A 24,246-nucleotide genomic window follows, 5' to 3' on the forward strand; every position below is an offset into this window, starting at 1 on the left:
ACTCACCCGCACCCGGCATGTTCACGCTGGTGTTGCACACCCACCTGCCGTGGCTGGCCCACCACGGCCGCTGGCCGGTCGGCGAGGAGTGGCTCTACCAGTCCTGGTCCTCGGCGTACCTGCCGCTGCTGCGGGTGTTGCGCACGCTGGCCGCCGAGGACCGCACCCATCTGCTCACGCTGGGCATCACCCCGGTGGTCGCGGCCCAGCTCGATGACCCGTACTGCCTCGAGGGCATGCACCACTGGCTGGGCAACTGGCGGCTGCGCGCCGCGGAGGCGGCCAGCCTGCGCCCCGGCGACGCGACCGGCCCGGCCCCGGCTTCTGCGCCGGAGGCGTTGCGCGAGTTCGGTATCCGCGAGGTCGACGCCGCCGAGGAGGCGCTGGCGGACTTCGCGACCCGGTGGCGTCACGGCGGCAGCCCGCTGCTGCGCGAGCTCGTCGACGCCGACACCGTGGAGCTGCTCGGCGGTCCGCTCGCGCACCCGTTCCAGCCGCTGCTGGCGCCCCGGCTGCGCGAGTTCGCGCTGCGCGAGGGCCTGGCCGACACCCGTCATCGCCTCGCGCACGCCCCGACCGGGATCTGGGCGCCGGAGTGCGCCTACGCGCCTGGCATGGAGCACGGCTACGCCGCCGCCGGGGTGACCCATTTCATGGTCGACGGCCCGTCCCTGCACGGCGACACCACGCTGGCCCGCCCGGTCACCGACAGCGGCGTGCTCGCGTTCGGCCGCGACCTGACCGTCAGCTACCGGGTGTGGTCACCGAAGTCGGGTTACCCCGGGCACGCCGCCTACCGCGACTTCCACACCTACGACCACCGCACCGGGCTCAAGCCGGCCCGAGTCACCGGGCGGGCGGTGCCGCCGGAGGAGAAGGCGCCATATGACCCGGCCCGCGCCGACGCGGCCGTCGACGCCCATGTCGCCGACTTCGTCGAGGTGGTGCGCCGCCGCCTGCACAGCGAGTCGGAGCGGATCGGGCGGCCCGCGCACGTGGTGGCGGCGTTCGACACCGAACTGTTCGGGCACTGGTGGTACGAGGGCCCGGTGTGGCTGGAGCGGGTGCTGCGGGCACTGCCGGAGGCCGGCGTGCGGATCGGCACGCTGGCCGACGCTGCGGCGGCCGGATTCGTCGGCGCCCCGGTCGACCTGCCGCCGAGCTCGTGGGGGTCGGGCAAGGACTGGCAGGTGTGGTCCGGCGAGCAGGTCGCCGACCTGGTCCGGCTCAACGAGGAGGTCGTGGACACCGCGCTGACCGCGGTGGACAAGGCGCTGGCCACCCGCGCCGCGACCCCGGGCGCACCCACGGTGCGCGACCCGGTCGCCGACCAGATCCTGCGCGAGGCGCTGCTGACCGTCTCCAGCGACTGGCCGTTCATGGTGAGCAAGGACTCCGCGGCCGACTACGCTCGCTACCGGGCCCACCTGCACGCCCACGCCACCCGTGAGATCGCCGACGCGCTGGCGTCGGGCCGCCGTACGGCCGCCCGTCGGATCGCCGACGGCTGGAACCGCGCCGACAACCTGTTCGGCGCCCTGGACGCCCGGAGGCTTCCGCGGCCATGAAGATCTTGATGGTGTCCTGGGAGTACCCACCGGTGGTGGTGGGTGGTCTGGGCCGGCACGTCCACCATCTGGCGGTCGCGCTGGTCGAGGCCGGCCACGAGGTGGTGGTGCTGGCGCGCCGGCCCGCCGACACCGATCCGAGCACCCACCCGTCCTCCGACGAGGTGCACGAGGGTGTGCGGGTGGTCTCCGCGGCCCACGACCCGCACGAGTTCTCCTTCGGCGACGACATGATGGCCTGGACGCTGGCGATGGGCCACGCCATGGTGCGCACCGGCCTGACGATCAAAACACCCGGCGGCGAGGACCTGTGGCGTCCCGACATCGTGCACGCCCACGACTGGCTGGTCGCGCACCCGGCGATCGCACTGGCCGAATTCCACGACGTCCCTTTGGTTTCCACGCTGCACGCCACCGAGGCGGGCAGGCACTCGGGCTGGGTGTCCGGGCCGATCAGCCGCCAGGTGCACGCGGTCGAGTCGTGGCTGGCACACGAATCGGACTGCCTGATCACCTGTTCGGCGTCGATGCGTGAGGAGATCACCGAACTGTTCGGTCCCGGCCTGGCCGAGACCACCGTGATCCGCAACGGCATCGACGCCGATCGCTGGCCGTTCGCCGAGCGCCGCAACCACGGCGGGCCGCCGGAGCTGCTGTACGTGGGCCGGCTGGAGTACGAGAAGGGCATCCAGGAAGCGATCGCCGCGCTGCCGCGCATCCGGCGCGCCCACCCCGGCACCACCTTGACCATCGCCGGTGACGGCACCCAGCAGGACTGGCTGGCCGAGCGGGCCCGTAAACACCGGGTGGTCAAGGCGACCCGGTTCGCCGGGCGTCTCGACCACGACGAGTTGCTGGCGCTGCTGCACCGCGCCGACGCGGCGGTGCTGCCCAGCCATTACGAGCCGTTCGGCCTGGCCGCCCTGGAGGCGGCCGCGGCGGGAACCCCGCTGGTGACCGCCGACGTCGGCGGGCTCGGCGAGCTGGTGGTCGACGGGCTGACCGGGTTGTCCTGTCCGCCGCGGGATCCGGCGGCGCTGGCAGCCGCGGTCTGCGCGGTGCTCGACGACCCGGTCGCCGCGCAAGGCCGCGCCCGCGCCGCCCGGGAGCGGCTCACCGCCGACTTCGCCTGGCAGACCGTCGCCGAGGAGACTGCGGGGGTGTACCTGTCGGCCAAACGCGGTGTGCGCCAGCCGCAGCCGCGCCGCCCGATCGTCGAACACGCGCTGCCCGACCGCTGATCCGTTTTCGCGTCAGCGGGCGGCTTTCTTGCGTTCGATGTCGGCCAGCGCTGCCGCCAGTTCCGCACGCTCGGCCGCCGAGGCCTCCCAGGCCGTCTTGCGGTTCTTGACCACCCGCGCCGGTGCGCCCACCGCGATCGAGAAGTCCGGGATGTCGCCACGCACCACGGCGTGGGAGCCCAGCACGCAACCGCGCCCGATCGTGGAGCCGCGCTGCACGGTGACCTTGGCCGCCACCCAGGTGTCCGGGCCGATGCGCACCGGGCTCTTGACGATGCCCTGGTCCTTGATCGGCAGGGTGATGTCGTCCATCTTGTGGTCGAAGTCGACGATGTAGCACCAATCGGCCATCAGCACCGAATCACCCAGCTCCACATCGAGGTAGGCGTTGATGACGTTGTCGCGGCCCAGCACCACCTTGTCACCGAACCGCAGCGAGCCCTCGTGCGCGCGGATGGTGTTCTTGTCGCCGATGTGCACCCACCGGCCGAGTTCGAGCTGGGCGAGCTCCGGGGTGGCCTGGATCTCCACGTTCTTGCCGAGGAACACCATGCCGCGGGTGATGATGTGCGGGTTCTGCAGTTTGAATTTGAGCAACCGCCAGTACCGCACGAGGTACCAGGGGGTGTAGGCACGGTTGGCCAGCACCCATTTCAGCGACGCCCGGGTCAGGAACTTGGCCTGCCGGGGGTCGCGCAGCCGGGAACCTCGCCAGCGTTTGTGGATCGGCGCGCCCCACATGGTCGTCATGACCGGAAAGCCTACGCGAGGCGTTTCGGGCCACGAGATACTCTCACCTGATGCTTCGCCGGTGCCTTTCTGCTGTGGCCGTGCTGGTGATCACGCTGGCCGGCTGCTCCACCACCGACTCCTGGGTCGAGCCGGTGGCCTCCCCGGGCTGGCCGGCGCCGCTGGCCGATGCCGCCAACTCCAGCTTCACCGCGACCGCGGGCGCCACCGCGCTGAGCCTGGACTGGACCCGTTCGGTCAAGGGCGCGCTGGGCGCCGGGGTCGCGTTGAGCGAGACCGGCTATCTGGCCGTCAACGCCCAGACCGAGGACGGCTGCTCGCTGATGGAGTGGGAGAACGACAACACCGGCAGGCAGCGCTGGTGCATCCGGCTGGTGCAGGGCGGCGGTTTCGCCGGGGCGCTGTTCGACGGCTTCGACAACCTCTACGTCGGCGAGCCCGGCCAGATCATGGCGTTCCCGATCACCCAGTGGATCCGGTGGCGCCAGCCGGTGATCGGGATGCCGACCACCCCGCGGCTGATGGATCCGGGCCGGCTGCTGGTCGTCACCCACCTGGGCCAGGTGCTGGTGTTCGACGCGCATCGCGGGACCGTGGTGGGCAGTTCGCTGGACCTGGTGGACGGCGTCGACCCCACCGACTCGCGGCGCGGTTTGGCCGACTGCGCCGCGGCGGGGCCGGACTGTCCGGTGGCGGCCGCGCCGGCGTATTCGGCGGCGAACGACACCGTGGTGCTGGGGCTGTGGGAGCCGGGGGCCGATGCCGCGGTGCTGGTGGGGTTGCGCTACTCCCCCGACGGCAGTCCGTTGCTGAGCCGGGCGTGGACCAGCGACGCGGTCGGCGCCGGCGTGCTGTCCAGCCCGGTGTTCTCCGCCGACGGGCAGACCGTCTACGTCAACGGTCGCGATCAGCGATTGTGGGCGTTGCACAGTGCCGACGGGACACCGAAATGGTCGGTGCCGCTGGGTTTTCTGGCCCAGACGCCACCGACGGTCACCCCGGACGGGACGATCGTCGCAGGCGGTGGGCCGCAGACCGAACTGGTCGCCTTCGCCGACCGCGGTGAGGAGGCGGAGCAGATGTGGCGCCGCGACGACGTCACGCCGCTGTCGACCTCGAGTGTGGCCGGCGGGCAGGCGGGTTACACGGTCGTCGACGGCACCTCGGTGGGCCCGTCCGGGCTGTCGCTGCTGGTGTTCGACCCGGCCGACGGCGCGACCCTGAACAGCTATCCGCTACCGGAGGCGGCCGGGTTCCCGTTGGGGGTGTCGGTGGGCACCGACGGTCGAGTCGTGACGGCCACCAGTCGCGGCCAGGTGTACAGCTTCGTGCCCGCCTGAGCGCGGGTCAGCCGAGGGCCAGCGGCGGGATCGCGTCGCGGGCCACCCGCGCGCTGGTCTCCCCCGCGGCCAGCGGCAGCAACTCGCCGGGGGCGAAGAAGAAGATCAGCTCGTCGTCGGTGATCGCGAAGTTCTGGTAATGCGCCGGGTCGGTGCCGGTGCCGGGCAGCATCGCCGCGCGCCAGCCCAGCTGCCCCTCCAGGTCCCGCTGCACCAGCGGGGCGATCGCCTCGAGGGGTTTGGCGCCGGGCGCGAAGAGCGTGTCGAAGGTGATCGGCTGCTGGCGTCCCCGGTCGTAGTTGAACGACTTGTACCAGGTCGACGGGTGCGGGCCGCCGAGGGTCTGGAACACCTTGAGCACCACGCTGCTGGTGCCGTGCGGTGGTTGCCCGGATTGGTAGCGCTCGGCGGTGGCGTCCATCTCGTAGGGGATGCCGCGGGTGGCCGGTCGCTGCGCGACGCTGAGGAATCCGTCGCGGTTCTGCACCAGGTAGTCGGTCAGGGTCTGCTGGTCAGGGTAGTCGGTGGGGAATTCCAGGTTGAGGGTGTAATCCGGGTCGTTGACGTGGATCTGGCAGAAGGCCGCGCCGTCGATGGTGCCGCCGAGGTCCGCGCAGCCCGGTTCGGCTACGGCGGTGGGGCTGCCGTAGAGGGCTGCCGCGGTGGCGGTGGCCAGCAGGGCGGCCACGGTGGGTCTGCGCGTCATCGGTTCGCCTCGGGTGGGTTCGGGTCAACGGTGGTGAAGCCGTTGAGCTTACCGTTCCGCGCGGCCGTCAGGTGCCCGGCGAGGATTCCGGCGGCAGGAGTTTGGCGGTGTCCCCGCCGTTGAGGTGCACGGCGTGGATGCCGGGCTGGGTGGCCAACCGCGCCAGCAGGCTCTCCAGGTCGGCCTGGTCGGTGTGCCAGTGTTGCACCGATTCCGGCTGGGCGGACAACTCGGCGAGCACCTTTTTGAGCTTCTCCGGGGTGTCTTTGGCGCTGCCGCCGATCCGGCCGACGCGGGCGACGGTGCCGCCGATGGCGCGCTGGGTCATCCCGCCGAGGACACTGCCGACCGCACCCGCCCCGGCCACCTGGCCGAGCACTCCGGCCGGTACGGCCGTCACCGACGCGCCACCGTCCTGCAGGGCGCCGGCCGCCAGCCGGATCTCGGGGGTGGACACCGCCCAGGTGGGCGGCACGGACAGCCCGCCGACCGCGGTGGTGCGGCCCATCCCGGCGGTGACCGCCGGCCGGTCGGCGGGCCGGGTCGCGCTGACCACGATCGGGGTCCGCGGGCCTGGGGCGACCGGCGGGTGGCTCTTCTGCACCGCGCGGGTGCCCAGACCGAGCCCCATCAGCACCGAGATCGCCGCATCGTTGAACGGCAGGATGACCTTGGGGATCAGTTCCACATCGGCGGCGATCGTGGATAGCGACGACAGCGGGTCGGAGGCGCCTGCGGCAGCCGGGGCGGCCTGCGCCAGGTTCATCGCCTGAGGCAGCGCGGAGCGTGCGCCCGCGCTCACCGCCTGCTGGGCCATCGGTGCGGCGGCGGCCGTCGGGTTGCCGGCCGGGCGCGGCGGGGTGAACGGTGACAGCGCGGTGGTGGCGGCCGACGACGCGGCTGCGTATCCCGACATCGCTGCGGCGTCCTGCGCCCACATCGCGGCGTATTCGGTTTCGGTGGCCGCGATCGCCGCTGCGTTCTGCCCGATCACGTTGCTGGCCTCCAGCATCGCCAGCCGGGCCCGGTTGGCTGCGATCAGTGGTGGCGGCACGACCTGGGCGAAGGCGGCCTCGAATGCGGCGGCCGCCGCCTGCGCCTGAGCGGCGGTGTGTTCAGCTTGGGTCGCGGTGGTCTGCAGCCAGGCGATGACGGGCTGGGCGGCGGCGGCCATCGCCGCCGAGGAGGGGCCCTGCCAACCCTCGGCGGTGAGAGCGGAGACGGTGGCCTGGTAACCGGCTGCGGCGGTGTGCAGTTCGGTGCCGAGTTGTTGCCATGCCGTCGACGCGGCGACCATCGATTCCGGGCCCGGCCCGGCGTACATCAGCGCGGAGATGACCTCCGGCGGCATCAATCCGAAATCCATTGCGGTGTCCCAGTTTCAGTGGTCACTCGTCGGCGGGCAGGACGATGATGGTGGCGGTGGCCGTGCCGTTGGTGCCGTCGCCGACGGTGACGGTGCGGGCGGTGGCGCCGCCGATGTTGGCGGTGGCGCGCCCGGCCAGGGCCGACAGCCCCATCGGGCTCAGCATGTTCGCGCCGCCGAGTTCGGCGGCCTCGGTCTCGGCGGCGGCCGGGGCGGCCTGCAGTACCGAGGCGACCTGTTTGACCGCGGGCGCGGTGGTCGCCCAGTTCTGCGGCACCGAGAGTTTGCCGACCGTCCCCGCGTTGCCCATCCCCGCCGAGAGGACCGGTCGGGCAGCGGCGGTGGGGGCGGCCGGGGTTTCGGCGACGAACATGGCCGTCGGCGGCTGGTTGCGGGCGAGCGCCTCGGCGAGGTTCTGGCCGTTGAGCGGCAGCAGGAAGCTCTGGATGCCGAGCAAAAACGGGACTCCGGCGACCGGGAACATCGACAGCGGTGAGAGCGGTCCGGTGATGAAGCTGTTCAGCGAGTCCAGCGGTGAGGCCGCGGCGGGGCCGGCGGCCAGCGGCTGCATGGCGCTCGCGGTGTGTGGCAGCGCAGTCATCGCCTGGCTCAGCGCGGCGCGGGCCGTGCCGGTGGCGGCCTGGGCGCCGGCCTGCGGCAGCGCCGAGCCGGGATCGCTGGTCGTCGGGGCGGGCGCGAACGGTTCCAGCTGACTGGCGGCGCCCGCGGTCGCGGAGTAGCCGTACATGGCGGCGACGTCCTGGGCCCACATCTCGGCGTAGTGCGCTTCGGTGGCCGCGATCGCGGCGGTGTTCTGGCCGAGGATGTTGGTGGCGACCAGCGCCGCCAGCAGGGCGCGGTTGGCGGCGATCACCGGCGGCGGCACCGTGGCGGCGAAGGCGGTCTCGTAGGCGCCTGCCGCCACCTTTGCCTGGGCGGCGGTCTGTTCGGCCTGGGTGGCGGTGCCGTTGAGCCACGCCACCTGGGGTGCGGCGGCGGCGGCCATCGCCAGTGCGGAGGGGCCCAGCCACGACGTGGCGGTGAGCTCCTGGATCACCGAGTGGTACGCGGTGGCCGCCGACCGTAGCTCGGCGGCGAGCCCGTCCCAGGCCGCCGAGGCGGCCAACATCGGACCCGAGCCCGGGCCGGTGTACATCCGCAGGGAGTTGATCTCCGGCGGCAGCAGTGCGAATTCCATGTCATTGTCACCTCGGGTGGCGGTTCGGACGGCAGTGCAGACCACTGCCGCGGCGAGATGCGTGCCGCCGGTCCGGCGGCGTGCGGCGGGTTAGGCGCCGCGGTATCGCCACTGTCGGTGCCGTCGGCGCAGCCGCTGCCAGGGCGCGGCGGGCCCGCTGGTGATCGGGTGATCCGAGGATTCGGCGCACACGCGGGCATCACCGACCCGGTCGTCGTTCGTCGTCATGGGCGCCTCCTGCGGGTCAGAATGGCAGGCGTTACTGCCCCGCCGCTGTATGCCACCCGGACGTTTCCTGTGAGCGGGGTCAGCGTGAGGGGCGGCAGACGAACGCGGTGGCCCGGGCGGCGCCACCGTCGCCCAGGCGGGTGAGCACCACCGACAGCGGGTGCGCACCGCGCGGGCGCAGCCGACGGCGCAGCGCGTCGGGGTCGACGTCGAGCCCGCGGACCAGGATCTCCAGCGCACCGCAGTCGTGGCGGGCCAGCGCCTGGCGCAGCCGCTTCTCGCTGTAGGCGAGCTGCTCGAGCACCTCGAAGCCGCGCACGCCGTCGGGCAGGCGGTCCCCGGAGAGGTAGGCGATGGCCGGGTCGAGTTGCCACAGCCCGTGCCGAGCGGCGTAGTGGCGCACCAACCCGGCGCGCACGACCGCGCCGTCGGGGTCGACGATCCAGCGCCCGGCCGCGCCGACGGCGCAGTCGTCGGGCCCGGTGTCGGTGATCTCCTCGCCGCGGTCGAGCAGCACCGCGCGGCGGCGCACCCCGCTGTCGGTCAGTCCGGTCGACCACAGGCAGGCCTCACGCACCGTTCCGGCCAGCGAAGTGACGGCGATCTCGCCGTCGAAGCCGAGGTCGGCGACCGCGGCGAAGTCGATGCCCGGAGCGCACTTGACCACCAGGTCGCGGCCGCGGTGGGCGGCCAGCAGGGCATCGAGGGCCGGCCGATAGGCGCGCGGGTCGAACCGGCGCCGCCCGCCGGCGCGGCGGTCGGGGTCGGCGAGCACCACCGTGTCGCGGCTGATCGGCCGGCAGGCGTCGGCGCGGCACACCAGCACGTCCCCGGGCAGGTTGTGGCGGGCCATCGCCAGGCGCACCGGGTCGATGTCGCTGCCCAGCAGGGCCGTGGCGTGGCCGTGCAGGGCGGCGAGTTCGGTGCCGATGGAGCAGGTCACGTCGTGGACCGGGCGGCCGGCGAGCCGGTGCGCGCGGTGGCGGGCGACCGCGGCGGCGCTGGCCTGCTGCAGGGCGGGCTCGGTGAACAGCCACTGCCCCACCCCGGGCAGACCGGCGAGTTTGGTGTCTGCGCGCCGGCGGGCCAGGACGGTGGTGACCAGCGCCGGGGTGTGCTCGCGGAAGCGGGCACGGGCGGCGGCCACGTCGGCGAGCCGGGTGGCGTCGGTCAGCGGGTAGTCGGCAACCTCGGCCAGGGCGGCCGCACCGGCTTCGGAACGCAGGTAGGCGACGTCGGCGACGTCGAAACCCTCGGTGGGCCCGCCGGTCAGGACGGTTTAACCCCGGTGACCATGACGTTGTAGAACCAGCCCTTGGGCACCACCCGGCGCCACAGGTTGGCGTCGACCCAGCTCAGGCTGGTCCAGCTGGTGAACGCGAAGCGCGCCCAGCCCCAGCCGAGCCGGCCGGGCGGGACGGCGGCCTCGAAGGTGCGCACCGGCCAGCCGAGCATGGCGGCGGTGAACTCCTCGCTGGTGGTCTCGATGTCGACCGCGCCCGCGGAGGTCGCCATGCGTTCCAGGTCGGCGGGGTCGAAGGTGTGCAGGTCGACGACGGCTTCCAGCGCTGCGGCGCGGGAGGACTCGTCGAGTTCGGTCTGCGGGCGCCGCCAGCCGTCCAGCCCGGGCAGCCGGGTGAGGTTGGTGGTCAGCCGCCAGGTCAGGGTGGACAGGCCGCGGGCGTAGGTGTTGCCGACGGTGGTGGGCTCGCCGGCGAACACGAACCGGCCGCCGGGTTTGAGGACGCGCAGCACCTCGCGCAGCGACAGTTCCACGTCGGGGATGTGGTGGAGCACGGCGTGGCCGACGACCAGGTCGAAGGTGTCGTCGTCATAGGGGATGCCCTCGGCGTCGGCGACGCGGCCGTCGACGTCGAGACCCAGGGATTCGCCGTTGCGGGTGGCGACCTTGACCATGCCCGGGGACAGGTCGGTGACGCTGCCGCGGCGGGCCACCCCGGATTGCATCAGGTTGAGCAGGAAGAACCCGGTGCCGCAGCCCAGTTCCAGGGCGCGGTCGTAGGGCAGGTTGCGGCGCTCGTCGGCGGGCACAATGGCGTCGAAGCGGCCGCGGGCGTAGTCCACGCAGCGCTGGTCGTAGGAGATCGACCATTTGTCGTCGTAGCTCTCGGCTTCCCAGTCGTGGTAGAGGATCTGGGCGAGCTTGCTGTCGTGCCGGGCGGCTTCCACCTCTTCGGCGGTGGCGTGCGGGTTGGGCGCCGGGTCGATACTGGTCATGAGGGCAGCGTAACGGCCGGTCACGGCCCGGGGAAAACCGCCGTCGGCACCTAGAACGCGGTGGCGATCGCGGCGATCAGGGCACCGAGGTCACCGGGCAGCAGCGCCGCCAGATCCCCGCCCAGTCCGGGCAGCGCGCCGGCGACGTCGTCGAGGATCGCCAGCGGGAATCCGAGGGTGGTGTGCAGGGTGTCGGCCAGGCCGGTGTGCGCGGTGGCCAGGATGTCGGTGAGGTCGCCGCCGGGCAGTACCTGCCAGAGGTCCCAGAGTGCGGCCTGCGGGGCGATGAGCAGGTCGCGGGTGTCGACGAACAGGCTCTGCCACAGGTTGAGGTCGGCGGCGACGTCCACGCCGTCCCAGTTGACCAGGGTCCAGCCGTCGACCGGGTTGCCGGTGAGTTCGACGATGCCGGTGTTGGACAGCTGGTGGGTGAGCAGCAGTGTCGGGTCGGGGTTGGTGACGTTCATCTGGGTCCAGAACATGATCGCCGCGCTGTGCGAGAAGGCGACCTGGTGGCCGCCTCCTTCGGCGATGGTCTCGATGGCCTCGCCGAACCGGTCGCTGAAGACGAAGCCGTTGACGTCCGGTGAGCCGAGCATCGGCACCAGCGGGAAGCCGAGCGCCCAGGCGACTGGCGGCAGGATGTAGAACGGGGCGAACGGGATCGCCGGGAGGTCGTTGACCAGGCCGGCGTGGATTTCGTTGAGGCCGGGGAGGATCTCCAAGACGGCTCCGGTGCCCAGCGCGTCGACCAGGGGTGCCGCGGTGTCCTGCGTCCGGACCAACTCGGAGGCGAACACCGTGTTCAGCCCGGGGATGTCCTTGAGGATTTCGGCGATCGTGACGGCTTGCTCGCGGCCGAGATCGGTGAGATCCGCGCCGGGTGCTGCGGTGCCGAGGATGCCGGCCACGTTGTCGGCCGATTCGCCGTGCCGGATCAGATCCAGCACCACGGTGTCGGCCAACAGCTGAATCAACGGGGCTGAGGACGGGTGCGGCTGCGGCGTCGCGACCGGGGCGGCGACGATCAACCCCGCCAGCACAACGGCGGCGGCGCACCGGATTCGACCGCGGCTCCACATCGTGCCGGGAACATTAGCTGAGAAATACGTTAAGAGCCGGTGATTCGGCGTTGAGATTTGCCACGGGGTGGCGCAACGGCCGGGTCGTTTTGCGGTGGGGGGATCCCGCGAGCCGACCCGGCCGTTGCCCGATCAGAACGCCAGGCTCGTCAGGAGGCTGGCGATGAGGTCGCCGCCGACCAGGGCGGCCATGTCGCCGCCCATCGACGGCAGCATGTCGGCGAAGTCCAGCGGCAGGAGCCCGCCCCCACCCAGGCCGCTGAAGAGCTGCATCAGGGCGTCGATTCCGAACTCCTGCATCAAATTGCCTTGGAAGGCGTCGATGATGTCGCTGATCATCGCGCCCGGGTAGCCGAGAGCGGTCTGGAAGATGTCGGTGACGCCGCTTTGGAGCGTGCCGAAGACATCCTGCAGCGATCCCGGAATATCACTCGGGTCGAAGGCGAACAGCGACTGGCCGAGGTGTGTCAGCGCCGCCTGGGGAGCGACCATTAAGTCGCGGGTGTTGACGAAGAGGTCTTGCCAGAGGTTGGCCGCGGGAATCTCCGTCAAGTCGCCCCATTGGGTCAGTGTCCAACCACCGTCGCCGTTGCTGACCACCTGCACAACGTCGGTGTTGCCCAGCGCATTGGTGAACATCATCAGCGGGTCGGGGTTGTCGACGTTCATCTGCGTCCAGGCCATGATCGCCGCGGCGTGGGAGAAGGCGGCGGCATTCCCATTGGGGCCAACTTGGTCCGCAATGAAGTCGACTGCGCCACCGAAGTTGTCGTTGAATACCACCCCGTTGAAATTCACAGTCGATCCCCACTCGGGCACGATCGGGAACCCGAGTGTCCACAGGAACGGCGGCAAGATGTAGAGAGTCTCATTGAGCCGCCCGAGCGGCTGCATCAACGAACCCAGAAGCGACCCCTTGTCCAGGATGCCGGCGTTGATCTCGTTAAGACCCGAGAGAATGTGGTCAGGGGCAAAAGCCGTTTCGGTGCCACCGATAGTGGTTGGGATGTCGGCAACCTCAGGAATACTGTGCCCGTTGCCCAGCCACTCCAGAAACGGCCAAGCGGTCTGCTGGGCACGCAGGAACTCCGAGGCGAAGACTCCGTTTTTCGTGATTCCCGTGCCATCGAGTTTGCCGATGACGTCAATCGCCTGCTGTAACCCGGCCGGCGTGAGCGCTGCCCCGCCATCCGATCCAGGCAGAGTCCCGACGAGGTTATTGATGTTGTCCAACGACTCGCCGTGGCGGATGAAATCGATGACGACATCGCCGGCGCTCATCAACTGGACCGAGATGTTCTCGACCGAGATCTCAGGGATCCGCAAGCTCGGCAGCGGCGTGACCACCGGGGCGGCAGCGACCATGCCGGCGCCGGCGAGAGCGACGGCGGTGGTGGCCCAGGGGCGGGAAGCGAGCTGCTGCATGGCGCGGTACCTCACACATCGGAGTTTCGATACGAGCCGCCTCGTATCGCAAGTGGGGGTTAAGTTACTTTAAGGCTGTACTCAGGTCAAGGGTTGGTCGCGAAGAATCTTCGAGCCGCGTCGGGCGCGGCGGTTCTCGCTGGTCGCGGCGTCGAGCACGGCCGGGAGTGCGGTCCGCCGGGCGTGGCGAACCGCTCAGGCGAAGGCGTCGTCGATGCCGGCCTTGGCCGCCGACAGGGCCTGCGCCGGCGCGTCACCGAAGCGCTCCACCCAGGCCAGCGCGGCCTCGTAGACCCCGTCAGGGGCCACCATCTCCTCGACCAGCCCGAGGTCGACCGCCTCCTCGGCGTCGAAGAAACGCCCCGAGAACACCAACTCCTTGGCGCGCGCCGCCCCCACCGTCCGGCCCAGCCGCGCCAGGGTGCCGGCATCGGGTGCCAGCCCGGCCAGGATCTCGGTGGCGCCGAACTTCACGTTGTCACCGACCACCCGCCAGTCCGCCGCAAGCGCCAGTCCCAGGCCACCGCCCAGGGCGTAGCCGGTGACCGCCGCCACGGTCGGCTTGGGGATCCCCGCCACCGTCGCCGCGGTGTCACGGCGCAGCCGGCTCGCGGCGGTGGCCTCGGCGTCGTTGAGGGTGCGCAACTCCGGCACATCGTCTCCGGCGCAGAAGATCTCATGGCCGCCGTAGAGGATCACCGCGCTGACGTCGTCGCGCTGCGCCGCTTCCTCGGCGGCCGCACCGAGTTCCCGGTAGGCCTGGCGGGTCAGCGCGTTGGTCGGCGGGCGCGAGATCACGATGGTGCCCAGGCCGGGCCGCTCGGCGTCGACGTGCAGCCGGATGAACTCGCTCACTGGCCCCACCCGGCCGGCAGGCCGTCGGGTCGCTGCCGCAGCGCCGCGTTGTAGCGCTCGGAGTCGAAGAACTCCACCGCCCAGTTGTCCCCGTCGACGACGAGATCGGGCTGGATCGGGCTGATCTGACGCTCCACCTGCAACACCTCGGCCACACTGCGGCCGGCCAGGGAGTCCAGCTGAGTCCAGGTCGGCGGCAACAGCAGATTGCGTCCGGCGGCGAAGTCGTCGAGGGCGGCGCGCGGCGCAACCCAGTCGGCCTCGTCGGCCTCGGTGTTCTCCCCGTCGGCGCGTTGGCCTTCCGGGATCGCGCCGACGAAGAAGTAGGTGTCGTAGCGGCGGGTGCGTTCGGCTTCCGGGGTCACCCAGTTCGCCCATGGCCGCAGCAGATCCGCGCGCAGCACCAGCCGTTCGGTGCGCAGGAACTCGGCGAACGACAACGAGTTGTCCGCCAACGCTTTCCGGGCGTCACCGTAGACGGAGGCGTCGGAGACGATCGCGGCCGGATCGTCGGCCGGCCCGGCGAACAGCACCCCGGACTCCTCGAAGGTCTCCCGTGCCGCCGCGCACACCAGCGCTCCGGCCAGGGCTGGTTCGACCCCGAAACGTCGCGACCACCACGCCGGTTCCGGTCCGCTCCAGGCGATGTCGGTGCGGTCGCGCTTGTCGACACCGCCGCCGGGGAACACCATCACCCGCGGCGCGAACTCCATGCTCGCGGCACGGCGCATCAAGAACACGTCGACGCCGTCGGTGGCGTCGCGCACCAGCATCACGGTGGCGGCCGGACGGGCGGGCAGCGGCGTCATGACGGCCTCCGGTGGGCTGCGCGGGTACGGGTACGGCGGGCGAAGTAGCGGCCGTCGATCACGTCCAGGGAGATCGCCTGCCCGAACGCGGCCGACAGGTTCTCCGCGGTGAGCACATCGGGCAGCAGCCCGGCGGCCACCACCGCACCCTCCGACAGCAGCAGGCAGTGGCTGAACCCGGGCGGGATCTCCTCCACATGATGGGTGACCAGCACCAGCGCCGGGGCGTCGGGGTCGGCGGCCAGGTCGGTCAACCGCGCCACCAGTTCCTCGCGCCCGCCCAGATCCAGTCCGGCCGCCGGTTCGTCGAGCAGCAGCAGTTCCGGGTCGGTCATCAACGCGCGCGCGATCAGCACCCGTTTGCGCTCGCCTTCCGACAGCGTGCCGTGCCGGCGATCGGCGAGGTGCTCGGCGCCCAGGCTCTCCAGCAGGTCGACGGCGCGTTCGTAGTCGATCTCGTCGTAGCGCTCCCGCCAGCGGCCCAGCACCGCGTAACCGGCGGAGACCACCAGGTCGCGCACGATCTCGTCGTCGGGGATGCGATGGCCGAGAGAGGAGGAGCTCAACCCGATCCGAGCACGCAGCTCGGTGACGTCGACGCGGCCGAGCCGGGCGCCCAGGACGTGGGCGACACCGGCCGAGGGGTGTTCGGCGGCCGCGGCGATGCGCAGCAGTGAGGTCTTGCCCGCCCCGTTGGGGCCGACGATGACCCAGCGTTCGTCGAGCTCCACCGACCAGTCCAGCGGGCCGACGAGGGTCTGCCCGCCGCGGCGCAACGCCACGCCCCGGAAGTCGATCAACAGGTCGGGGTCGACTGTGTCGGCTTCGTAGTCAGGCACGGCTCCATGGTGCCGTACCCGGTCGCGGTCAGCGGCTGCGGGGTCGACGCCGGCGCCCGGGTCACCGCTCACAGATCGTTCCCGGCGTAGGACAGGTTGAAACTCTTGTTGACCAGGGGAAAATCCGGGACAATCGTGTCGTTCATCGCCACCGGCAGCGCCGGCCAGTTGAACCAGGACGGGTCGACGACCTTGACGCGGGTGAGCCGCCCGCCGGCGTCGACCTCGACCCGGTGCACCACGGTGCCGCGCCACCCCTCGACGATGCCGACCCCCGCTCCCCCGCCGCCGAGTCCAAGCGGCGCGGTGAACTCCAGGGTCTCGCCGTGTCCGGTCACCAGCTCGGTGATCAGCCGGACCGAGGCGGCGAACTCGTCGCGGCGCGCGGTGTAGCGGTCCAGCACGTCGCCGGCTTCGCCGGTCACCTCCCGCACCGGCAGCTCGGTGATCGGGTGGTCGAGGCGGGCGTCGGTGCGCAGCCCGCTGGCCCGGGCGACGTAGCCCAGGCAGCCCAGAGCCTGCGCGTCGCCGCGGGCCAGCACCCCGGTCGCGGCGAACCGGTCGTAGATCACCGAGTTCCGCAGCGACAGTTCGGCGATCTCGGCGACGTCGCCGGCGGCGGCGCGCAGCTCGGCCGGATCGGGCAGGGCGCGCAGGCTGATCCCGCCGGGCCGGATCGCGTTGCGCAGCAGCCGGTGGCCGGTGACGGCGGCGTTGATCCGCAGCAACCGTTCGCGCACCCGCTGGGCGTGCGCCTCGGCCAGCGAGAACCCGACGTCGTTGGCCAGCGCGCCCATGTCGGCGACGTGGTTGTAGAGCCGTTCGAGTTCGACCAGCATCGCCCGCAGCCGGTGCGCCCAGTCGGGCAGGTCGACGCCGAGGGCCTGCTCCACCGCCAGGCTGTGGGCCAGCGCATGACCGGCGGAGGTGTCGCCGCTGATCCGTTCGGCCAGTTCCACTCCGTCGCCGGCCGCGCGGCCCTCGAAGAGTTTTTCCACACCGCGGTGGACGTACCACAGTCGGGCCTTGAGCCGGATGATCGATTCGCCGATCGCGGAGAACCGGAAATGGCCGGGTTCGATCATCCCGGCGTGCACCGGGCCGACCGGGATCTCGTAGACGCCGGGGCCTTCGACCTCCAGGAACGGGAACCGGCCTGCGGCGCTGAACGGTGGTGGCGGACCGGCGTCGTGGCGCATCGGGTGCCAGTGCTCGGGCCAGTGGGCGTGACGCACCAGCGGGCGTGGGCGCGGGTGGCCGACCGGTTCGATGCCGTAGAGGTCGCGCATCTCACGTTCGAAACGCCCAGCCGGGAAAGAGAACTCGTCCAGCGACGGCACCCGGGGCCGGTCCCGGTCGGTGATGACGGTCAGTTCGACGCGGCGGTCGGGGCGTCCGGCCAGGAACAGGTAGACGACGCGGAAACCGTCGTCGCCGTCGTCGTGGCCGGCCACCAGCGCCAGGCGGAAGCCGTCGGCGAGCAGTCCGGCGGCCGCGGCCGCGAGTTCGTCGTGGCCGACGGTGCGGCGGGTTGTGGTCATCAACTCGCCCCCACCTGGGTTGCGGCGGTCTCGAAGAGGCCGACCAGTGGGCCGGCGGTGGCGCCGAGCACCGCCGAGACGACGATGCCGGTGACCAGTGCAGCCGCGACGCTCACCGGGGCGGCGATCGGCGGTGCGCCGGGGTCGGGGCGGCCCAGCAGCACCCGGCCGCCGTTGCCGATGAGGGCGGCGAACCCGATCACGATCAGCAGCAGGGTGACTGCGAGCACCCAGGTCAGGCCGGCGTCGGCCAGCGCGCGGGCGATGGAGATCTCGCTGGCGAACATCGCGAACGGTGGCAGCCCGGCGAGCACCGCGATGCCGACGGCGAAGGCGCCGCCCACCAGTCGGGAGCGGGGCAGCACCGCGGTGATGTCGGCGATCGTGGTGCTGTCGTGCGCCGCCTGCATCTGCCCGCCGGCCAGGAACGCCAGCGTCTTGCCCACTCCGTGGGCCAGCACGTGCAGCAGCAGCGCGGCGATCGCCAGCCGGGTTCCGGCTGCCGCGGCGATCGCGATCAGGCCCATGTTCTCCATCGAGGAGTAGGCCAGCATCCGTTTGAGGTCGCCGGCGAGGGTCAGCAGCAGCACCGCGACGGTCAGCGAGGCCAGCCCGACGGTGAGCAGCCCGGCGCGCATGAACTCCGGTCCGGCGCCGGCGTCGATGATCGGGGTGAGCCGGATCAGCACCGAGAACGCCACCGCCAGCAGCACCCCGCTCATCAGCGCCGAGACCGGGGCGGGCGCCTGGCTGTGGGCATCGGCGAGCCAGCCGTGGAAGGGCACCAGCCCGACCTTGGCGCCGTAGCCGATCAGCAGCAGCCCGCCGGCCAGCCGGGTGATCTGCGGGTCCAGGGCGGCGGCGTGGGCGATCAGCACGTCGAGGTTCAGCGCCCGGGCGGAGTCGACGCCGGCGTGGGTGGCGGCGAAGTGCAGCACGATGGTGCCCAGGAACGCGATCGCGATGCCCACCGAGCAGATCATCACGTACTTCCAGGTCGCCTCCAGCGCGGCACGGGTGCGGCGGTGCCCGACCAGAAACGCGGTGATCACCGTGGTGGCTTCGACCGCCACCCAGACGACGCCGATGTTGTTGGCGCACACCGCGACCACCATCGCCGCCAGGAACGCCGGGGTCAGCGCGCCGTAGCGGCGGGCGTCGCGCGCGTCGGTGCGCCCGGCGGCCAGTTCGGTGTCGATGTAGCCGATGCTCGCCCAGGTGGCGAGGCTGCCGACCACGCCGATGACCAGCAGCATGGTCACCGATAGGCCGTCGACGCGCAGCGCCCCGCCGAGCAGGACGTACTCCGCGCCACCGGTGCGCCAGGCCAGCACCGCGCCGGCGAGCAGCACCGCCATCGCCGAGAACGCGGTTGCCAGCGCGGTCCAGCGCCGCCACCCCCCGGCCAGCGCGAGCAGCGCCGCGGCGACCGGTGCCGCGATGGCCAAGATCACCAGGCTGGTCATCAGTCCCGCAGCTCCTGAAGTTGGTCGAGGTCGGTGCGGCCGAACATCCGTTGGATCCGGCCGGTGAGCACGCCGAGGACGATCACCGCGAACAGCACGTCGAGTGACGCGCCGAGTTCGACGATGAGCGGGACGCCGGCGGTGAGCAGGAACGCGGTGGCGGTGATGCCGTTGTCGAGCATGAGGAACCCGGCGGCCTGGGAGACCGCGTGGCGGCGCACCGCCATCACGAACAGCGCGATCAGCACGACCGCGAACCCGGCGGGCACCGCCCCGCTGGCCGCGGTGGGGTCGAGTTCGACCAGCGGACGGGTGACCGCGAAGGACACCACGATCAGCGCGGCGGCGACCAGCAGTGAGCTGGCGGTGTTGACCAGCGGCGGGGCTTCCCGCAGCGCGTGCGGCTCACCGCGCAGCGCCCGCGCGAGCAGGCCGGGCATGATCACCGCGCGCAGCGCCAGCAGGATTGCCGCGATCACGATCAGCAGCCAATCCTGTTCCCACACACCGCGGATCAGCGGGATCGCCGCCAGCGCGACACCCTGGGCGGCGAGCAGCCACAGGACCGACCGCAGGTCGCGCCGCCACACGATCAGCGCTGCGGTGAGCACCATGGTGCCCGCTGCCAGCGCGAGCACGTTGCCGTCGTCGAATCCGGTCATCGCCATCACCCCTGCATCGCAACGAAATTGGCGAACGTGACGGCGAGCAGGGCCAGCAGGAAAGACCCGGCGAGCAGTTCGGGGACCCGGAACAGGCGCAGTTTGGCGATGAAGACCTCCGCTCCGGCGAGCAGCGTGCCCAGCACCGCCACCTTGACGACGAGGGCGGCCACGCCGATGCCGATCTGTGCCAGGCCGGGCGCGGCCGGGGCGACCCCCCACGGCAGGAACAGGTTGGCCAACAACGCCAGCAGAACCGCCAGCCGCATGCCTTCGGCCCACTCCACCAGGGCCAGCCGCGGCCCGGCGTACTCGAGCACCACCGCCTCGTGCACCATCGTCAGCTCCAGGTGGGTGGCCGGGTTGTCCACCGGAAGCCGGCCGGTCTCGGCGACGATCACCAGCACCAGCGCCGCGAACGCCAGCACCCCGGTCAGCGACAGCACCTGCCCGGGGTGGTCGAGGGTGTGGCCGACGATGGCGCCGAGGTTGGCCGAGCCGGCCGGGATGGACAGCGCGAACACCGCCAGCAGAATGGTCGGCTCGACCAGGGCGGCGAAGGTGAGCTGGCGGCTGGCGCCCATCCCACCGAAGGCGGTGGCGGTGTCGATGCCGGCCAGGGTGATGGCGACGGTGCCGACGAGCAGCAGCCCCACCACGGCGAACAGGTCGGCCACCGGGTCCAGCGGTGAGTCCAGCGCCACCAGTGGTGCGATCGCGGCGATCAGCAGCGTGGTGGCGGCCAGCAGCACCGGCCCGGCCCGGAAGACGACGGTGGTGCCCTGCGGGGTGACCCGCTGCTTGCGCAGTTGTTTGCGCAGGTCGCGCCAGGGTTGTCCGACGCCGGCGCCGCGTCGTCCCTCGGCGCGGGCGCGAACCTGGCGCACCAGCCCGATCAGCAGCGGGGCGCCGAGCATGACCACGGCCAGCTGCACGAAACCGGCCAGGTAGGCGGCGGCGGTCATCGGGCGATCACCACCACGATCAGCACACCGATCGCCCCGTAGGCCAGATACAGGTGGACGCTGCCGGTGTGGGCGGCGCGCACCGCCCGGGCCAGCGCGGTCAGCGCCTGCAGGACGGGCCGGTAGAGCCGCTCCTCGAAGGCGTCGGTCAGCCGGGCGCGGTAGGCGATGCGTTCGACGTGGTAGCGCGACTCCAGTTGCGGGGTGACCTCGATGTCGGTGTCGGGGCGCAGCACGTCGTCGAAGACCTGCTGCAACGGCTGGGCGAACGAGGTCGCGGTGTACTGCATGCGGGGGGTGAGTTCGGCTGCACCGCAGTCCCACAGCGGCGCGCCGGTGACCGGCGCGGGCCGCCGCCACGCGCTCCACGAGGCGCACGCCACGGTGACCGCGACCGCGGCCAGCAGGGCGGCGGCCAGCAGACCGGGGGCGACAGAACCGTCGAGGCCGGGCAGGTGCAGTACCGGGCCCAGGCTGCTCAAATCGGCGTCGGCGAAGCCGGGCAGGGTGCGCACCACCGCGCCCAGGGTGGGCGTCAGCACGAACGGGGCGACGCCGATCACCACACAGCAGCCGGCCAGCGCTGCCATCGCCGCGATCATCGGTGCGGGTGCCTCACGCGCGTCGGCGGCCGCGGTGGAGCGCGCCCGGGCCAGGAAGGTGAACCCGAAGGCTTTGGCCATCGCGGCCACCCCGAGCCCGGCGGTCAGCGCCACCGCGCCGACCGCCAGCGGGGTGGCCAGCCCGACGACGGTGTCCACCGCTCCGGTGGCCGGGCGGGCGTGGATAAGCGACTGCACCAGCAGCCACTCGCCGACGAACCCGGCGCCGAGCGGCAATGCGGTCGCACCGAACGCGCCGATGCCGAAAAGCACCGCAGTGGCGGGCATCCGGCGGGCCAGACCGCCGAGCTGGTCGAGGTCGCGCAGGCCGGTCGCACTGAGCACCGAGCCGGCGCCGAGGAAACCCAACGATTTGAAGGCGGCGTGGGCGGCCAGGTGCAGCAGTGCGGCGGTGAGCGCCAACAGCGCCGCCGGGCGCGCACCGGTGGTGTTCAGCAGGGCCGCGGCGCCCAGCGCCAGGGTGATCAGGCCCATGTTCTCCACAGTGGAGTAGGCCAGCAGCCGTTTGAGGTCGGTGGCCACCACCGCCTGCAGCACACCGTAGACGGCGGTCAGCGCGCCGACGGCCAGCAGCGCCAGCCCCCACCAGCGTGGGCCCGGCCCGAGCAGGTGCAGGTCGACGCGGACCACGCCGTAGACGCCCATGTTGACCATCGCCGCACTCATCAGCGCCGACACCGGGCTGGGTGCCTCCGGGTGCGCCCGCGGCAGCCAGGCGTGCAGCGGGACCAGCCCGGCCTTGGAACCGAACCCGGCGAACGTCGCGACGAACACGATGCTGCGCACCGGTTCGGGGACCGGGCCCAGGTCGGTGAAGGTGTCGGCTCCCCCGGCGGTGGCCAGCAGCATCAGCCCGAGCAGGATCACCACGAAACCCAGCTGGGTCATCACCGCGTAGAACACCGCCGCCGAGCGCACCTCGGAGCGGCGGTGGTCGGTGGCGACCAGGATGACCGAGGCGACCGCCATCAGCTCCCAGGCCAGCAGGAATGTGCTGATCGAGCCGGCGGCGGGCACCAGCAGCAGCGCGGCGACGAAGACCGGCAGCACCGTGGCGGCGAGCGGGCCGGGCTGTTCGCGACGCAGGTAGCCGGCGCTGTAGACGCCGACGGCGATCGCGACCGCGCCGGTGAGCGCGAGGAAGAAGCCGCCGAGCCGGTCGACGTCCAACTGCACGCCGACCAGCGGCACCAGCCAGTCGATCCGAACCGACGGCAGCGTCCCGGCGAGTCCACCGATCCCGAGTGCGACGCCGGCGGCCCCGAGTCCGGTGGTGACCGCGGCGCTGACGATCACGCCGACATCGCGGGCGGGTGGCGCCGCGGGGCGCTGCAGGACGGTCAACGCCGCGTCACCGACCGCAGGGCCGCGACGATCTGGTCGGGGGTCGGCGGGCAGCCGGGGATCTCGACGTCGACGTCGACGATGTCGTGCACCGCGCCGGCGACGCCGTAGCCGTCGGCGAAGACGCCGCGGTTGAGCGCGCAGTCGCCGCAGGCGATCACCGCCCGCGGCTGTGGGGTGGCGGCGACGGTCTTGCGCAGCGGCTCGGCCATGTTGTGGGTGACCACACCGGTGACCAGGACGGCGTCGGCGTGCCGCGGGGAGGCGACCAGCCGGGCGCCGTAGCGGCCGGCGTCGTACACCGGGCCGAAGGCGGCGGCGATCTCGATCTCGCAGCCGTTGCAGGAACCGGCGTCGACGTGGCGCACCTGCAGGGAACCGCGCACCCCGGTGGGCGGTTCGGCGCCGGGTTCGGGTGCGGGGCCGGCGGGTTCGGCGGCCCGGCCCAGCCGCAGGATCCGGCTCAGCCAACTCATGTGTCTCCCCCTTCCACGCCGCGGGCGGTCCGCAGGTCGGCCAGCACCGCGACCTGGCCGCTGAGCATTCCGGTGAGGACCTTCCGGGCCACCGCGAGCAGGTCGGCGATGGTCGGCGAGGCCAGCGAGTAGGTCACCGTGGTGGATTGCTTGGACGCGGTCACCAGCCCGGCGCGGCGCAATACCCCGAGCTGGTGGGACATGCTCGATGACTCCAGTCCGAGCTCGCCGAGCAGTTCGGCGACGGTGTGGTCGCGCTCGACGAGCAGTTCCAGGATCCGGATGCGGGCGGGATGGCCCAGGGTCTTGAAGAACTCCGCCTTCAAGGTGTACAGCGGCGTGTCCAGCGTCCCCGGCATGTGTCCTCGTTCGCGTTTCCCTTAACTCAACAATTGAAGAATTTATCACATGTTGGGCGCAGGAGTGATTGGCCTCTTCAAAGCGGAAGGTCGTTGGTTCGATCCCCGGGCCTGGCCACCGAAGAAAACGCATGTTGTCCAGCGTTCATGCGGCGATTCAGTTCCCTGTCGAATGTCACCTGTAGTTCTTGGTGGGCCCCTGGCGGGCGACTGGCGACACGATGTTGTGTGTCCGAGCGGTCGGTGAGGGTGCCGAGGGCATCGGCGACAGGCGCACGGTCGGAGTCGTAGAGATTGGTGTAGATGTGCGCTGTCACGGTGATCCAGGCGTGCCCCATCGTTTATCTGCAAGAGACGAAGATCGACGCCAGCGGAGCGAGCCAGTGATGCGTAGGCGCGCAGCAGATCGTGGATGCGCAGTGTCGGGCGGTCCTCGGCGACCTCCTCCAACGTTGTCTTCAGGTCCCGGTTCCGGGCAACACGAACAACGTCCTCATGGAACTCTTTCGGCTAGGGCTTCGGCGCAGCGACATCCTTGCATCCCGGTCGCTCGACCAACAGATCAGTTGTCACCTTTCCGTGCAGCAGGCCCGCCCTCCCCCCTTAGACTCAGCATCTATGACAACCGTGTCGAAGCGAGGTTGGGGTGAGTGCGCCGCTGAGCATCGACGGAGGAGGCGCCGTGACGTTGAGTCCGGACTCGGTTATTGCTGACTACCGAGTAGAGCGTGTACTGGGATCCGGCGGGATGGGGACAGTATATCTAGTCGCTAATCCTGTATTACCACGCCATGATGCGTTGAAGGTGTTGTCAGCGGAGCTTTCTCAAGACGAGTCGTTTCGTTCTCGGTTCATCCGAGAAGCTGATCTGGCTGCGACCTTAGACCACCCCAACATCGTCACGGTCTACGACCGTGGCGAAACCGCTGATGGGCAACTTTGGATCGCGATGCAATACGTTGCCGGCACCAATGCTGATATCGAGTACCAGCAGGGCCGAATGACTGCTGAGCCTGAATCCACCGATGGAATGGTGATGACCGATTCTCGGCGTTTCGCTGAAGTGTCAATCGGCTGGGCCGGATCCGGGCAGCGGTGATCTGCTGGCCTGCGTCCAGCCTGTCCTTGTGATCTGTTGCGGTCTGGGCCGTTTCGGGCGTGGAAG

The 24,246-nt window shown here is 71.3% G+C and carries 22 protein-coding genes and 1 pseudogene; 4 read left to right on the plus strand and 19 right to left on the minus strand.

The annotated features are described in order from the left end of the window. The first annotated feature begins 17 nt into the window (after window positions 1–17). Window positions 18–1,568, plus strand: coding sequence for a 1,4-alpha-glucan branching protein domain-containing protein (locus AWC30_RS01110; RefSeq protein ID WP_085107620.1), 1,551 nt, complete (start codon window positions 18–20; stop codon window positions 1,566–1,568). Beyond that, complete coding sequence (locus AWC30_RS01115; protein ID WP_085107623.1) at window positions 1,565–2,809, plus strand: glycosyltransferase family 4 protein; 1,245 nt, start codon at window positions 1,565–1,567, stop codon at window positions 2,807–2,809. The genes AWC30_RS01110 and AWC30_RS01115 overlap by 4 nt, the downstream gene beginning before the upstream one ends. A gap of 12 nt (window positions 2,810–2,821) precedes the next feature. Here the strand turns inward: AWC30_RS01115 and AWC30_RS01120 are convergent, their stop codons facing one another. Next, complete coding sequence (locus tag AWC30_RS01120; RefSeq protein WP_085107626.1) at window positions 2,822–3,559, minus strand: acyltransferase; 738 nt, start codon at window positions 3,557–3,559, stop codon at window positions 2,822–2,824. 50 nt (window positions 3,560–3,609) lie between these two features. Here AWC30_RS01120 and AWC30_RS01125 point away from each other — a divergent pair, with 50 nt between their 5' ends. Continuing rightward, window positions 3,610–4,899, plus strand: coding sequence for an outer membrane protein assembly factor BamB (locus AWC30_RS01125; RefSeq protein ID WP_085107628.1), 1,290 nt, complete (start codon window positions 3,610–3,612; stop codon window positions 4,897–4,899). 7 nt (window positions 4,900–4,906) lie between these two features. Here the strand turns inward: AWC30_RS01125 and AWC30_RS01130 are convergent, their stop codons facing one another. The 18 genes from AWC30_RS01130 to AWC30_RS01210 form a co-directional block, all read right to left on the minus strand. Further along, window positions 4,907–5,587, minus strand: a complete 681-nt coding sequence (locus AWC30_RS01130) for an esterase (protein ID WP_234807889.1) — start codon at window positions 5,585–5,587, stop codon at window positions 4,907–4,909. Window positions 5,588–5,672: 85 nt separating this feature from the next. Beyond that, window positions 5,673–6,971 carry a PPE family protein gene (locus AWC30_RS01135; RefSeq protein ID WP_085107634.1) on the minus strand — a complete coding sequence of 433 codons (1,299 nt, stop codon included), beginning with the start codon at window positions 6,969–6,971 and terminating at the stop codon, window positions 5,673–5,675. Window positions 6,972–6,993: 22 nt separating this feature from the next. Beyond that, a complete protein-coding gene (locus AWC30_RS01140; RefSeq protein WP_085107637.1) occupies window positions 6,994–8,169 on the minus strand; it encodes a PPE family protein in 1,176 nt (391 codons plus the stop codon). Window positions 8,170–8,259: 90 nt separating this feature from the next. Next, on the minus strand, window positions 8,260–8,397 hold the full coding sequence (locus AWC30_RS17680; protein ID WP_165756407.1) for a hypothetical protein: 138 nt from the start codon (window positions 8,395–8,397) through the stop codon (window positions 8,260–8,262). 79 nt (window positions 8,398–8,476) lie between these two features. After that, window positions 8,477–9,670, minus strand: coding sequence for a THUMP-like domain-containing protein (locus AWC30_RS01145; RefSeq protein ID WP_085107640.1), 1,194 nt, complete (start codon window positions 9,668–9,670; stop codon window positions 8,477–8,479). Next, on the minus strand, window positions 9,667–10,635 hold the full coding sequence (locus tag AWC30_RS01150; RefSeq protein ID WP_085107642.1) for a class I SAM-dependent methyltransferase: 969 nt from the start codon (window positions 10,633–10,635) through the stop codon (window positions 9,667–9,669). Before AWC30_RS01150 ends, AWC30_RS01145 begins: the two co-directional genes overlap by 4 nt. A 50-nt stretch (window positions 10,636–10,685) precedes the next feature. Continuing rightward, on the minus strand, window positions 10,686–11,600 hold the full coding sequence (locus AWC30_RS01155; protein ID WP_165756408.1) for a histidine phosphatase family protein: 915 nt from the start codon (window positions 11,598–11,600) through the stop codon (window positions 10,686–10,688). Window positions 11,601–11,849: 249 nt separating this feature from the next. Then, window positions 11,850–13,142, minus strand: a complete 1,293-nt coding sequence (locus AWC30_RS01160) for a phosphoglycerate mutase family protein (RefSeq protein WP_133053632.1) — start codon at window positions 13,140–13,142, stop codon at window positions 11,850–11,852. A 195-nt stretch (window positions 13,143–13,337) separates the two neighbouring features. Beyond that, window positions 13,338–14,006: an enoyl-CoA hydratase gene (locus AWC30_RS01165; RefSeq protein WP_109561872.1), complete on the minus strand. Its 669-nt coding sequence runs from the start codon at window positions 14,004–14,006 to the stop codon at window positions 13,338–13,340. Beyond that, complete coding sequence (locus tag AWC30_RS01170; RefSeq protein WP_085107654.1) at window positions 13,994–14,806, minus strand: NUDIX hydrolase; 813 nt, start codon at window positions 14,804–14,806, stop codon at window positions 13,994–13,996. The genes AWC30_RS01165 and AWC30_RS01170 overlap by 13 nt, the downstream gene beginning before the upstream one ends. Continuing rightward, complete coding sequence (locus tag AWC30_RS01175) at window positions 14,803–15,645, minus strand: ABC transporter ATP-binding protein (protein WP_085107724.1); 843 nt, start codon at window positions 15,643–15,645, stop codon at window positions 14,803–14,805. The genes AWC30_RS01170 and AWC30_RS01175 overlap by 4 nt, the downstream gene beginning before the upstream one ends. Before the next feature lie 68 nt (window positions 15,646–15,713). After that, window positions 15,714–17,186, minus strand: coding sequence for a hydrogenase large subunit (locus AWC30_RS01180; RefSeq protein ID WP_085107657.1), 1,473 nt, complete (start codon window positions 17,184–17,186; stop codon window positions 15,714–15,716). Next, window positions 17,186–18,652: a proton-conducting transporter transmembrane domain-containing protein gene (locus AWC30_RS01185; protein WP_085107660.1), complete on the minus strand. Its 1,467-nt coding sequence runs from the start codon at window positions 18,650–18,652 to the stop codon at window positions 17,186–17,188. Before AWC30_RS01185 ends, AWC30_RS01180 begins: the two co-directional genes overlap by 1 nt. After that, window positions 18,652–19,314: a hypothetical protein gene (locus tag AWC30_RS01190; protein WP_085107727.1), complete on the minus strand. Its 663-nt coding sequence runs from the start codon at window positions 19,312–19,314 to the stop codon at window positions 18,652–18,654. The genes AWC30_RS01185 and AWC30_RS01190 overlap by 1 nt, the downstream gene beginning before the upstream one ends. A 5-nt stretch (window positions 19,315–19,319) precedes the next feature. After that, window positions 19,320–20,279 (minus strand): respiratory chain complex I subunit 1 family protein, encoded by a 960-nt coding sequence (locus AWC30_RS01195; protein WP_085107663.1) that lies wholly within the window; start codon window positions 20,277–20,279, stop codon window positions 19,320–19,322. Continuing rightward, window positions 20,276–22,237, minus strand: a complete 1,962-nt coding sequence (locus tag AWC30_RS01200; RefSeq protein WP_207568377.1) for a proton-conducting transporter transmembrane domain-containing protein — start codon at window positions 22,235–22,237, stop codon at window positions 20,276–20,278. The genes AWC30_RS01195 and AWC30_RS01200 overlap by 4 nt, the downstream gene beginning before the upstream one ends. 5 nt (window positions 22,238–22,242) lie before the next feature. Continuing rightward, window positions 22,243–22,722, minus strand: a complete 480-nt coding sequence (locus tag AWC30_RS01205) for an NADH-quinone oxidoreductase subunit B family protein (protein ID WP_085107665.1) — start codon at window positions 22,720–22,722, stop codon at window positions 22,243–22,245. Beyond that, entirely contained in the window at window positions 22,719–23,081 is a 363-nt protein-coding gene (locus AWC30_RS01210) for an ArsR/SmtB family transcription factor (protein WP_085107669.1), read from the minus strand. The genes AWC30_RS01205 and AWC30_RS01210 overlap by 4 nt, the downstream gene beginning before the upstream one ends. Before the next feature lie 682 nt (window positions 23,082–23,763). Between AWC30_RS01210 and AWC30_RS17950 the strand changes: the two are divergent. Further along, window positions 23,764–24,087: pseudogene (locus AWC30_RS17950) on the plus strand (protein kinase domain-containing protein); the annotation flags it as partial. Between the last annotated feature and the right edge of the window lie 159 nt (window positions 24,088–24,246).

It is taken from the genome of Mycolicibacillus trivialis (assembly GCF_002102395.1).
In the GTDB taxonomy this organism is placed as follows: domain Bacteria; phylum Actinomycetota; class Actinomycetes; order Mycobacteriales; family Mycobacteriaceae; genus Mycobacterium; species Mycobacterium triviale.